Raw genomic sequence first — 12,553 nt, forward strand, 5'->3', positions numbered from 1 at the left:
TGTTGTGAAAATAGTAAGCGGTTTTACGAATGTTTGTGTCAATTTCATGAACAACGTACATAATGTTATGCATTTTGTTTTTACAAGCTGTATAGTAAAAAAAGATAAATATCGGAATAGAACGTATTTAGAGCAAAAGCATTGGCAAGGAAGGGAGCAAGGGTCTTGGTAAGAACTATAAATGAGACATTTTTAAAAGCATGTAGGGGGGAACGTACTGATTATGTACCAGCATGGTATATGCGTCAAGCAGGTCGTTCGCAGCCGGAATATAGAAAGATAAAAGAAAAGTATTCTTTATTTGAAATTACACATAATCCAGAGTTATGTGCTTACGTTACAAAGTTGCCAGTTGATCAATATAACGTAGACGCAGCAATTCTGTATAAAGATATTATGTCACCACTACCTGCAATTGGTGTGGATGTAGAAATTAAATCAGGTATTGGCCCAGTTATTGATAATCCAATTCGTTCTTTACAAGACGTAGAAAAACTAGGGGAAATCAATCCAGAAGATGACGTACCGTACATATTAGATACGATTCGTTTATTAACGACAGAAATGCTAGACGTACCGTTAATCGGTTTTTCAGGGGCTCCATTTACACTAGCGAGCTATATGATTGAAGGCGGTCCATCTCGTAATTATCATAATACGAAAGCGTTCATGTATGCAGAGCCGAAAGCTTGGTTCGCTTTAATGGATAAGCTAGCAGATATGGTTATTACATATTTAAAAGCGCAAATTAATGCAGGAGCAAAAGCAGTTCAAATTTTCGATTCTTGGGTTGGAACAGTAAATGTAGCAGATTACCGCGTATTTATTAAACCAGCAATGGAGCGTATTTTTGCAGAAGTTCGCCCGATGGGTGTACCGATGATTATGCACGGCGTAGGAGCTGCACACTTAGTAAATGAATGGCACGACTTACCGCTTGATGTAGTAGGCTTAGATTGGCGCTTACCGATCGAAGAGGCACGCGCACGCGGCGTTCATAAGGCGGTACAAGGAAATATGGACCCTTCATTCTTACTTGCGCCATGGTCTGTTATTGAAGAACATGTAAAAGGTATTTTAGATCAAGGGATGAAAGAGCCTGGTTATATCTTTAACTTAGGACACGGTGTATTCCCAGAAGTAAATCCAGATACATTAAAACGTTTAACTACATTTATTCATGAATACTCTAAAGGGCAGTTAGCGAAGTAAAGGAGAATTGTTGTATGAAAAAGAAAATTGGTTTGCTTGTAATGGCATACGGAACGCCATATAAAGAAGAAGATATTGAACGTTACTATACACATATTCGCAGAGGAAGAAAGCCAAGTCCTGAAATGCTAGAAGATTTAACAGAGCGTTACCGTGCAATTGGTGGCATTTCTCCTTTAGCTACTATTACATTAGAGCAAGCTAAAAAGTTAGAACAGCGTTTAAATGAAGTACAAGATGAAGTAGAGTACCATATGTATCTTGGCTTAAAACATATCGAACCGTTCATTGAAGATGCAGTGAAAGATATGCATAACGACGGTATACAAGATGCAATAGCACTTGTTCTTGCGCCGCACTATTCTACATTTAGCGTGAAATCGTATGTAGGACGAGCACAAGAAGAAGCTGAGAAACTTGGAAACTTAACAATTCACGGCATTGATAGCTGGTATAAAGAACCGAAATTCATCCAGTACTGGGTTGATGCAGTGAAAGGTATATATAACGGTATGTCAGAAGCAGAGCGTGAAAAAGCAGTATTAATCGTATCTGCACATAGCTTACCAGAAAAAATTATTGCACTTGGCGATCCATATCCAGACCAATTAAATGAAACAGCTGACTATATTGCAAGAGGTGCTGAAGTAGCAAACTATGCAGTAGGTTGGCAAAGTGCAGGAAACACGCCAGATCCTTGGATTGGTCCAGATGTACAAGATTTAACGAGAGAACTAAACGAAAAGTATGGATACAGTTCATTCGTATACGCACCAGTTGGATTTGTTGCGGAACATTTAGAAGTTTTATATGACAATGACTTTGAGTGTAAAGTTGTGACAGATGAAATTGGCGCAAAATATTATCGTCCAGAAATGCCAAATGCATCGGACGCATTTATTGATTGCTTAACAGATGTTGTATTAAAGAAAAAAGAATCTGTATTGTAAAAAGAAAGGGGGAGCATGCTTGAGGAAAAAAGTTGTAATCATCGGCGGTGGCATCACAGGATTAACAACAATGTATAACTTACAAAAAGATATTCATGACAAGAACTTGCCGATCGATACATTACTGATAGAAGCATCGGGTAAACTTGGCGGGAAAATTCAAACCGTTCGAAAAGATGGATTTACAATTGAACGCGGACCGGATTCTTTCTTAGCACGAAAAGAAAGTGCAGCTAGATTAGCGAAAGAATTAGGTCTTGGCGATGAACTTGTAAATAATAAGGCCGGTCAATCATTTATCCTCGTAAACAATCGGTTACATAAAATGCCGAGCGGATCGATGATGGGAATTCCAACGCAAATTACGCCGTTTCTATTTTCCGGGCTGTTCTCCCCAATTGGTAAGCTAAGAGCTGGTTTTGATCTGTTAATGCCGAGATCAAAGCCAGTATCTGACCAATCACTCGGGCAGTTTTTCAGACATCGCCTCGGCAATGAAGTGGTTGAGAATTTAATCGAACCATTACTATCGGGTATTTATGCAGGGGATATTGATGAAATGAGCTTAATGTCAACATTTCCGCAAATGTATCAAATTGAGCAGAAGCATCGCAGTATTTCACTCGGTATGCGTATACTTGCTCCGAAAAAAGAGACATCTGAACCGAAAAAAGGAATCTTCCAAACAGTGAAAACAGGTTTAGAATCTATTGTAGAATCTCTCGAAGTGAAGATGCATGAAGGTACGATAATAAAGGGAACCCGCATTGAAAAAATTGCAAAACTTGGTGATGCTTATACGATTGCTCTTAGTAACGGAAAAGAAATAGAAGCGGACGCGGTCATAGTGGCAAGCTCACATAAAGTATTGCCATCTATGTTTGCGCAGTACAAGCAGTTTCGTTTCTTCCGCAACATTCCGTCCACATCAGTTGCGAATGTGGCAATGGCTTTCCCGAAATCAGCCATTCAGCGCGATATTGATGGTACAGGATTTGTCGTATCTCGAAATAGCGACTACACAATTACAGCATGTACGTGGACACATAAAAAATGGCCACATACAACGCCAGAAGGAAAAATGCTACTTCGTTGTTACGTTGGACGCCCTGGTGATGAAGCAGTTGTAGAACAAACAGAAGAGGAACTCGTTCAGCTTGTACTAGAAGATTTACGAAAGACGATGGATATTACAGAGGATCCAGAATTTACAGTCGTAAGTCGTTGGAAAGAAGCGATGCCCCAATATACAGTAGGCCATAACGAGCGAATGAAGAAACTCACAACATTTATGGAGAAAGAGTTGCCAGGTATATACTTGGCAGGTAGTTCTTACGCTGGTTCTGGTCTTCCGGACTGTATTGATCAAGGTGAGAAAGCTGCAAAGCGTGTACTCTCTCATTTGGAGAAAGTAATGGATACCGAATTAATTGCACAATAAAGTGAAACGCCTTCAATCACATTGAAGGCGTTTTGTTACTTATTCACCAATAAACATATATAAGTTATTTGGCTTTATAACGGCATCTTCTGCATAAATAACCCACTCTGTTAAGTTTTCAAACTCTAAATGATAACTATTTCCTTCACTCATATCTTCTATAAAATATGGTTCATTAATGAGTATTCCTTGAATGAAATCTTCCGTGATTTCTTGCATTTCAAACCACATATGTTCACTTTTTCCTTCTTCGTAGGAGACACCAAACTTAGCGAGGAAACGAAAATCTTCATTCGATTGTTCAATGTGAAAAATGTTGCTGAAATATCCGAAAGTATTCTTCGCATTGTAAGCCATACGATCGGTTTCACTATTTGTTTTATAGAACATGAGCCCTGTAGCTTCCTCGTGTTCTTGGAAAAAGCTTTCAATATATTCTTCTGAAGTATTACATTTGAATAAGAGAACGGATGGAGATTGATGGTATTCATCTCGGTCATCCATACCGCCTAAGAATGTGTTTTGCGCATCTATTGGTTGTAGTTTCACTTCTTCATCCTCGATTGAAGATAATTGATCCATGCTCGTTTTATGCCCAATATAAGATAATCCCTTTTCCCATGGAACAGCTACTGTATGTATAGAACCTTGCTGACTATGCGCGATAACGATAGGCTCATTCATAGGGACTTGTCCATTCTCAATGGCATTATTAGCAAATGTTTGAAAAAGATCGCCAATGCCGTAGTAGGAAGAGATGCGATTTGGAATAATTAATTCTATTTCTGTTACGCCTGCTCTTAAAAGGCCATGTGTATGAAACCAATATTGCGTAGGCGCACCTTCTTTATCGTCTTCATAAACAGAATGAATAATGTACAAGTCAGGAATGTCAGGTAATAATTCATTTTCAACGTGATATTCAATATAGCTTCTAGATATTACTTTCATTGCTGCACTTGAATCGATTACAAATAACAAGTCTGGAGCGAGGTTCCATAAAAACTGTAACTGCTGGAAAAAGCAGTCCAGCACATCGCCTACAAATAGCGTACGAGTGAAAATTTCAGTTCCATAAGCAGCATCTTCAAAATTACGATCTACGAGTGTAGAATCTTGTCTATTGTACATTTTATATTCTTCTGGGTCATTCGCCTCATCAATATGCAGTTCATACGGTGTAATTTTTTCATCCATATGTAACTCAACAATAATGCTTGTCTCATCACTATAAACAATTTTCAATTCGTCAACTTTAGTAGCGATTGTTTCTAGCCGCTGTTTTAACTGCTCAATTGTAATTCTAGTTGGTATAACGGCAATCATATCTGAAAAATGACGTTCTAATGTTCCATTCATAGCTGCGCGGTATGTTTCTGTTTGCATTTCCATCCAATCACTCCTATTCAAATGAATCCATTTTACATGCCAATGAAATTTCGATATTTTCTGTTTTCTCTCTCTAACATTATAGAGTGCATTCGTAGAAGGTGTAAAATTATTATTTTGTATTATAGTTTGAAAGCTTGTAAATTAAATAAATTTTTTGTAAAACTTGTCGAAATATAGTTCTATATAACGAATCATTTGATATGATAGAAATGCTGAGAAAATATGAAATAGGGAGAGGAAAATGACTGTGAAGAAATTGTTAAGTGTCTTTTTATCATTCATACTATTGCTTTCATTTACTGGAACTTTAGTACAAGCAGAAGAAAATACTTCTATGTCAGTAGAAAAAGCAATTCAAGTATTTAAGCAGCAAGGGAAAACGAAGGGGACAGTGGAAGGATACATCGTTGGATATACGCAAAGTCCTTCTAAATACACGAAAGATCCTGCTAAGTTTGATGATACAAACGTAGCAATTGCGGATTCGCCAAATGAAACGAATCCAGACAAAATCATGCCTGTTCAGTTGCCAAAAGGCGATGTGAGAGCGGCAGTAAACGTGAAAGATCATCCAGAAAATATCGGGAAGAAAGTTAGTTTAACAGGAACGCTTGAATTATATTTTAGTAGCCCAGGTTTAAAATCGGTAACAGCTCATAAGTTTCAAGGGGAAGGACAAAACCGTGTTAGCGATGTAGTAGCTTCGCCTGGTAGCGGAGAAGTTGCGAAGGGAACAGCGGTAACATTAACAACGAATACAGAAGGAGCAACAATCTACTATACGTTAGATGGCTCTAACCCTACAAATAAGAGTGTTCGTTATAACGGACAAATTGTAGTGAATGAAAATAGTGTGATTAAAGCAATTGCAGAGAAAGAAGGGCTTACTTCTTCAGCCATTTCAACATTTTCATTTATTATCGTAAATAATGAACCAGTTCGTATTCATGATATTCAAGGGAAATCACATATTTCTCCCTACAAAGGAAAGAAAGTATACAATGTGGAAGGCGTTGTAACAGCGCTTGATAAAAATGGTTTTTATATAGAAGATAATCAGCCGGATAATGATCCAGCTACTTCAGAAGGTATGTACGTATACAAAAAAGATGCGAATGTAGCAGTAGGAGATCTTATTCAAGTTGATGGAGAAGTAGAAGAATATGTTGGTCCTGGATATGCAGAAAGGTTTGACACAGATTTAACGACGACGGAAATTAAGGCGAGCCGTGTTGCTGTAATCGCAAAAAATCAACCTTTACCAGCACCGATTGTACTTGGAGAAAACGGTGTGAAAATCCCTGATCAAATTATCGATAATGATGCATTCGGTTTATTTGATCCAAATGAAGATGCAATCGATTTTTATGAAAGTGTAGAAGGTATGCGTGTCACGATGTCAACGCCAAAAATTATTGCACCTCAGAAAAACGGGAATTTATATGTAACAGTAGAAAATGGTGGAGATAAAGTCGTAACGAAATATGGCACACCTGTATTAGATGAAAATCAATTAAATCCAGAGCGTCTTTCTGTAAAGGTCCCTCGTGATTATGTAGCAAAAGTAGGAGATACTTTCACTGGAGATATAACAGGGGTAGTCGGATATGATTACGGTTCGTTCCGCATTTCGCCAATAACGGAATTACCATCAGTAGTGGACGGTGGATTTAAGCAAGTAGGGGCAAATATTCAGCCTCGTCTTGATAAGTTAACAGTTGCTACATATAACATTGAAAACTTCTCGGCGAATAAAAAAGAAACAACAGATGAAAAAGTAAAAGCGTTAGCGTATTCTATTAAATACAATTTAAAAATGCCAGATATTATCGGTGTAGAGGAAATGCAAGATAATAACGGAACGATTAATGACGGTACAACAGATGCTTCATTAAGCGCAAAACGTATCATTGATGCAGTTTTAGAAATTCGTGGACCAAAGTATGAGTATGTAGAAATTGCTCCGAACAATAATCTAGACGGAGGAGCACCAGGAGCGAATATTCGCGTCGGTTTCTTCTACAATCCATCACGCGTGAAATTAGCAGCAGTACCGAAGTTACTTGATAAAAATGTCGTTCGCATTGGAGACGAAAATCAATTATTTGAAAGTACACGTAAACCGCTTGCGGCAGAATTTACGTTCCAAGGACAAAACGTTGTTGTCGTTGCAAATCACTTAAACTCAAAAATAGGGGATGCAACGCCATTTGGAAAAGTGCAGCCGCTCGTATTAAAGAGTGAAGAAAAACGAATTCAGTTAGCGCAAGAAGTAAATCAATTTGTACAAGGAATTCAGAAAAAGAACACAAATGCACCAGTTGTTGTGTTAGGAGATATGAACGATTTTGAGTTTGCTAAACCACTAAAAGCACTAGAAGGAACAAACTTAAAGAATATGTTAAACACAGTGCCGAAAGAGAACCGCTACACGTACATTCATGAAGGAAATGCACAAGTGTTAGATCATATTTTAGTAACAAACAACATCGCACCATACACAATTGTAGATCCAGTACACTTAAACTCAAACATTATGAAAGAACATGGACGTGTAAGTGATCACGACCCAGTACTTGCTCAAATCGATTTGAAGAAAGCTTCTTAAATGAGGGGAACGCTTAGGAAACTAAGCGTTCTTTTTTGTTTTTGTAGCGTCATAGAATGGTACGAGATGATTCCTTTTTTTATAATCTGGTGATAAAATTAATTGAATATTTAGTCTTCGGGAGGAGGGCAACGATGCCAGCACAAATAAATGGGAAGCTAATGAATCAGTTAGCGATTTTTTTTAGTACAATCGTCATGCTCCAATTTGTGGCTGATGTAACAGGACTTACTCAAAATTTAGACATTACGTATAACTTAATACATACAGCAGTTTCTTATATAACATTTAGTTTGGCAGTGATTTTTACTTTAATAGGTGCAAGAAGAGAATTAAGTACATATGCAATTATTTTATTATGTTCAGTTGTAGGTATTAAAGCGATTTATTTTGCGGCGGTCGTTATTTTATGGGGATTGGCAGGTACGCCGTAAAGGGGAGGATGATTATATGAGTAATGAGAATAAGAGCGTAATTCTCTAAGATAACTTAGAGAATTACGCTCTTATTCATTCAATTATTTAGTCTGAAATTGCTTGAAATGCTTTTCTACACCGATCTCTTTTTTGCAGTCTTCTTTTATATTTTTTTCTATCCCGCCTTACTCCTTGTATATACATAAGAGAGCTAACGAAAAAGAAGAAAGTACATTGCAACATTAAAATATATGGTGACATGCCTTGCAATGGTTGTTTCGGATCATATAAATGAAAAGGTGCTCCCCCAATTGAAGGAAATATTGTATTTAGCAGGACATACGGAATGGAGGCGGCTGCGAATGGAAAGAGAATTGCCATATAGTCCTTTTGTGACCATACAGATGCAGCAAGTCCTAAAAGAGCCATTAAACCCGCAAATAAAAAATTAATTCCGATATATACAGTAATGTAAGCGAGAGGCGCATCAAAATATAGGTTTGCGAACATTCCATCAGCATTTATGATGCCTGAACCAATCGTAGGTGTTCCGTCTGGAATGGTTAATTTGCAAAATAATAACGATAAGATGAATGGAAGCGTATAAAGAAATCCTCCGCAAAAAAACGTAACGATATATTTCATTACTGAATAAGGAAATAAAGAAATCCCCTTACTCACAAACGGTTTAAAACCATCTGACTTATCCGAATTGTAACTTGTACTAAAGGGAAAACTCGCAATAACTGGCATTAATAATAAATAAACATCCATTTCATTGTCGCGAAATCCGATCCATTTTATATCTGTTGAAATAGGTCCACTCGCAGCGTCTCCTAAATAACGAAGTACATAATAATAGTGATAAATGCAAATAAGAACGAATCCACTAAGCATCATAATTAAAGAAATACGACTACAAAAAGCTTGCTTTATATTTAAACGAAGCGCACGCATCATGACTGAAAAAGCCTCCACTATTTTGATAAACTTGTCTATTTTCTATATTACTATTAAATGTAAAGATTTTCTTGTTTTTTTATTTGATTATTTGAAAAAAGGGAAATTTGTTGTCGTTAAGTAAGGTTTAACGGAAATTATATTTTCTAAAATATGGTTGACAATTTAGTATTACATTTGTAATCTTAATTGTAGATTACAAATGTAATACTAAGGAGTGAAATATACTATGACAAATCAATTACCTAAAATATCTGAAGCGGAATTAGAAATTATGAAAGTACTTTGGTCTAATTCTCCACAAACAGCGAATGAAATTATAGAAGTACTAGAAGATGAAATGGACTGGAAACCGAAAACAATCCGTACATTAATTAATCGGTTAGTACAAAAGGAAGCAGTTTCTTATCATCAAGATAAAGGGCGTATGTATGCTTATTATCCGTTAGTATCACAAGATAATTATTTACAAGTTGAAACGAAATCTTTGCTAAAGCGTTTTTGCGGCGCAGCGTTTAAGCCATTACTTGTTAATTTCTTAAAAGAGGAAAAATTGTCTTCAGAAGATATTAATGAACTGAAACGCATTTTAGATGAGAAGACAGAGGAGAATAAGAGGAAGGATAGATAACAATGAAAGACATGCTTATAAATGTATACCTTCCTCATTTTTTTGATTGGCTTATAGAAACGTCACTTATGGCGAGTATACTAGTTGGATTTATTTTATGTATAAAAGTTTTATTTAGAAATAAGTTAACGCCCCGGTGGCAATATATGCTGTGGATCGTACTAATGATACGACTCCTTTTACCGTGGTCACCGGATAGTTCTTATAGCATTTATTCATTATTTTCCTATAGTTCTAGTGTATCGGAAGTTATTCAAAAAAATACACCTTTACATGAGAATACAGTGAATAACGAGATAAAACAGACAGTAGAAGTAGAATCCAATGCTGAAACCGTGACAAAAAATAGCGAACCTGAAGTAAACGTGAGTTCGGAACGACAGGCTACATTGTCTGTATACAAAGTTGCTCTATATGTTTGGTTAGCTGGAGTAATCATATTAGTAGTCATGACGTTTATTACAAATAGACGTTTGTATTCTTACATAAAGAAACAACCGGATATTACGGATGAACAGGTCGCTACAGTGTTTAATCACTGTAAGCAGTCTATGAAAATGAAGAAGGCAGTTTCATTACGTTTTGCAGGAAAGATTGCAAGTCCAACGGTTTTTAGTTTCTTTCGCCCGAAAGTATTACTATCAAAAAAACATATGAAAGTATTAAATGAGCAACAATTACAATATGTCTTTTACCATGAGTTAGCTCATATTAAAAGAAGCGATGTAGCTGTAAATTGGATTATGTACAGTTTACTCCTATTAAATTGGTTCAATCCGATTCTTTGGTACGCCTATTTCTGTATGCGAGAAGATCAAGAATTAGCCTGCGATGCATATGCGCTTACGTTTATAGATAAAGAGGAGCAAATTGCATACGGCCATACAATTATTACCCTTTTAGAACATTATTCCTATCAAGTACCAAGCCTAGCAAATTTAAGTAGAAATAAACGAACATTAAAAAGGAGAATCGTTATGATTAAAAAGTTCCAAAAGAAATCGTATCGTCTGTCTTTACTTGGCGTTATTGCTATAGCAGCTATAGCAGGCGGTTTTTTGTTAAATGCAAGGATAACTGAGGGAGATGAAAGACAGAAGGAAAAGGTTGTAGAAAACAAGCAATCTAAAGCGGCATTTGAAAAAGCGATAGAAACCGTATATGGTACACCAGAGAATGCAAGTAGAGAATGGGGTATGTCGATAAAGTCATATAAAAGAGATACAGATCTTTTGTATTTGGCAGAGAAGAATTTTACAAAAAAAGAATTTGAACAATATGTCCAATTATTTAAAGAGGCTAGTGAAATTCAGAAACAAGCAATGGTTAAGAAAAATGTGCCTGAGAATTATGATGGAGATACAAAGGAAATTAATCTTGAACGTTTGAATAAAACTGATCAAGAAAAATTAGCTAGTATTCAGAAGAAATTAAACCCTTTTAATGATAAATTGCAGAAGTCTTTAACATATACTATGGAAGAAGCAAAAGAACATGTACCGTTTCAAATTAAGCAGCCGACTTATATACCTGAAGGTTATGAATTAAAGAGAGAATGGGCTGACTCATATTTTGGAAGAGATGTAGAATTAGTTACTAAATCAGAATATACAAAAGGGAAATATGGTTTTACAATTTATCAGTCAAGGATGTATATGGATGGTAATGTTAATGGTGGTAAGGATCCACTACACTATATGATGCCTGGAGAAGAGAATTTAGTAAATTATAGCTTAGACGGAAAAACAATGGTCTATAATAAATATTCTGGAGGAGAGAGTAAGTTAAAAGGGCTCAAAATGTTTGTACCAGCACAAGGTAAGAATAGTGAGTATCAAATTGTAATAGTAAATGATATTTTTACAAGAGATACAAAGATATACGAAGAGATAATTGATGATGATCTAACTAAGAAAGAGATGGAGAAAATATTACTGTCTATGTCAAAATAAAAGACAGTGTTCTTAAACTTTTTGCTTTAAGAACACTGACTATTTTATTAAATTTCTAGTGGGATTTAGCCAGCAATTATTATGAATATATTCTTGCTTTCCATATAAGCATTCTTTTTGATACACTATGGACAGTATTATATAATTTGACTGGAATTTTTTATACTGGAAATAATAAAAAAGAGAACTTGTATAGAATGTAAGCGTGTGGTAATATCAAAGATGTACTGATTGACTATATTATCCAATTGGTCATTTTTGGAGGTGACGATGTGGCGATAGATCGAAAACGTTCTATTATTGAAGCTGCAACAAAGTCTTTTTCAGCGTTCGGTTATAAAGCAACAACGATGGATCAAGTAGCGAAGTTAGCGAATGTAGGAAAAGGAACGATTTATACTTTTTTCAAAAATAAAGAAGAGCTATTTGGTGAAATTATTTCTAATTTAATTACAGAAATGAAGCAAGTTGCAGAAAATGCAATTCGTTCAGATGTTTCATTTTTTGAAAATGTACATAGAGCATTATATAGCATATTAGAATTCAGAAAAGAACATCAGCTCATGATTAAGTTAATTCAAGAAGAGCGTGATATGGGAACGAAAGAAGTACAAGAAGTGATGCAACAAGTAGATGTGGAAATCGTTTCTGTCATTCAATCGTATTTAAAGATTGCGATTGAAAAAGGTGAAATTAGCAAATGTGATCCAGAAATTACAGCATTTATTATGCTTCGCTTATACGTATCTCTTATTTTTGATTGGGAAAAAAATCATAAACCGCTAGAAAAAGAAAAAATTGCAGAATTATTTGAACTTTATTTATTAAAAGGATTGTCAAACTAAGATAATCCTTTTATTATTATAAAAAGTGACTGTTTGAACGAAACAGTCATACATTTATTTTAGGAGGGATAATATAAATATTTACTTCATATTAAGGAACAGTTGCATAGTATAAATTCGGGGATAAGGCATATGTATGAATAAGT

Annotated in this window: 10 protein-coding genes; 8 read left to right on the plus strand and 2 right to left on the minus strand. The window is 35.7% G+C overall.

What is annotated here, in order from left to right:
* Positions 1 to 165: 165 nt before the first annotated feature.
* From hemE to hemY, 3 genes are read left to right on the plus strand one after another with little or no spacing between them, the layout of a single operon-like run.
* Positions 166 to 1,212: a uroporphyrinogen decarboxylase gene (hemE, locus tag NHG49_RS05635; RefSeq protein ID WP_000252608.1), complete on the plus strand. Its 1,047-nt coding sequence runs from the start codon at positions 166 to 168 to the stop codon at positions 1,210 to 1,212.
* A gap of 14 nt (positions 1,213 to 1,226) precedes the next feature.
* The gene (hemH, locus tag NHG49_RS05640; RefSeq protein WP_060489228.1) at positions 1,227 to 2,162 is read left to right on the plus strand and encodes a ferrochelatase; all 936 of its coding nucleotides are present in this window, start codon (positions 1,227 to 1,229) and stop codon (positions 2,160 to 2,162) included.
* A gap of 19 nt (positions 2,163 to 2,181) precedes the next feature.
* Entirely contained in the window at positions 2,182 to 3,603 is a 1,422-nt protein-coding gene (hemY, locus tag NHG49_RS05645; protein WP_088047873.1) for a protoporphyrinogen oxidase, read from the plus strand.
* A gap of 39 nt (positions 3,604 to 3,642) precedes the next feature.
* Here the strand turns inward: hemY and NHG49_RS05650 are convergent, their stop codons facing one another.
* Positions 3,643 to 4,995: a DUF4026 domain-containing protein gene (locus NHG49_RS05650; RefSeq protein ID WP_258125603.1), complete on the minus strand. Its 1,353-nt coding sequence runs from the start codon at positions 4,993 to 4,995 to the stop codon at positions 3,643 to 3,645.
* Between the two features lie 241 nt (positions 4,996 to 5,236).
* Here NHG49_RS05650 and NHG49_RS05655 point away from each other — a divergent pair, with 241 nt between their 5' ends.
* Together NHG49_RS05655 and NHG49_RS05660 are read left to right on the plus strand one after the other, a co-directional pair.
* Positions 5,237 to 7,603 (plus strand): DUF6359 domain-containing protein, encoded by a 2,367-nt coding sequence (locus NHG49_RS05655; protein ID WP_258125604.1) that lies wholly within the window; start codon positions 5,237 to 5,239, stop codon positions 7,601 to 7,603.
* A gap of 134 nt (positions 7,604 to 7,737) precedes the next feature.
* Positions 7,738 to 8,037, plus strand: a complete 300-nt coding sequence (locus NHG49_RS05660; protein WP_064476879.1) for a hypothetical protein — start codon at positions 7,738 to 7,740, stop codon at positions 8,035 to 8,037.
* An 87-nt stretch (positions 8,038 to 8,124) separates the two neighbouring features.
* On the opposite strand, the gene NHG49_RS05665 is transcribed toward NHG49_RS05660, so the two are convergent.
* Positions 8,125 to 8,979, minus strand: a complete 855-nt coding sequence (locus NHG49_RS05665) for a hypothetical protein (protein WP_064476878.1) — start codon at positions 8,977 to 8,979, stop codon at positions 8,125 to 8,127.
* 229 nt (positions 8,980 to 9,208) lie between these two features.
* On the opposite strand from NHG49_RS05665, the gene NHG49_RS05670 reads away from it, so the two are divergent.
* The 3 genes from NHG49_RS05670 (at position 9,209) to NHG49_RS05680 (ending at position 12,407) form a co-directional block, all read left to right on the plus strand.
* Complete coding sequence (locus NHG49_RS05670) at positions 9,209 to 9,610, plus strand: BlaI/MecI/CopY family transcriptional regulator (RefSeq protein WP_064476877.1); 402 nt, start codon at positions 9,209 to 9,211, stop codon at positions 9,608 to 9,610.
* Positions 9,611 to 9,612: 2 nt separating this feature from the next.
* A complete protein-coding gene (locus NHG49_RS05675; RefSeq protein ID WP_064476876.1) occupies positions 9,613 to 11,562 on the plus strand; it encodes a M56 family metallopeptidase in 1,950 nt (649 codons plus the stop codon).
* Between the two features lie 272 nt (positions 11,563 to 11,834).
* On the plus strand, positions 11,835 to 12,407 hold the full coding sequence (locus NHG49_RS05680; protein WP_061883872.1) for a TetR/AcrR family transcriptional regulator: 573 nt from the start codon (positions 11,835 to 11,837) through the stop codon (positions 12,405 to 12,407).
* The last annotated feature ends 146 nt before the right edge of the window (positions 12,408 to 12,553 follow it).

Origin of the sequence: Bacillus sp. IBL03825 (genome assembly GCF_024712505.1) — a bacterium.
Classification (GTDB): Bacteria; Bacillota; Bacilli; order Bacillales; family Bacillaceae_G; genus Bacillus_A; species Bacillus_A wiedmannii.

Bases quoted from the DNA above. Each gene is read 5' to 3' on its own strand.
- NHG49_RS05660 (WP_064476879.1), top strand. From the start codon at position 7,738: ATGCCAGCACAAATAAATGGGAAGCTAATGAATCAGTTAGCGATTTTT.
- NHG49_RS05670 (WP_064476877.1), top strand. From the start codon at position 9,209: ATGACAAATCAATTACCTAAAATATCTGAAGCGGAATTAGAAATTATG.
- NHG49_RS05650 (WP_258125603.1), bottom strand. From the start codon at position 4,995: ATGGAAATGCAAACAGAAACATACCGCGCAGCTATGAATGGAACATTA.
- NHG49_RS05675 (WP_064476876.1), top strand. From the start codon at position 9,613: ATGAAAGACATGCTTATAAATGTATACCTTCCTCATTTTTTTGATTGG.
- NHG49_RS05655 (WP_258125604.1), top strand. From the start codon at position 5,237: ATGACTGTGAAGAAATTGTTAAGTGTCTTTTTATCATTCATACTATTG.
- NHG49_RS05665 (WP_064476878.1), bottom strand. From the start codon at position 8,979: ATGATGCGTGCGCTTCGTTTAAATATAAAGCAAGCTTTTTGTAGTCGT.
- hemH (WP_060489228.1), top strand. From the start codon at position 1,227: ATGAAAAAGAAAATTGGTTTGCTTGTAATGGCATACGGAACGCCATAT.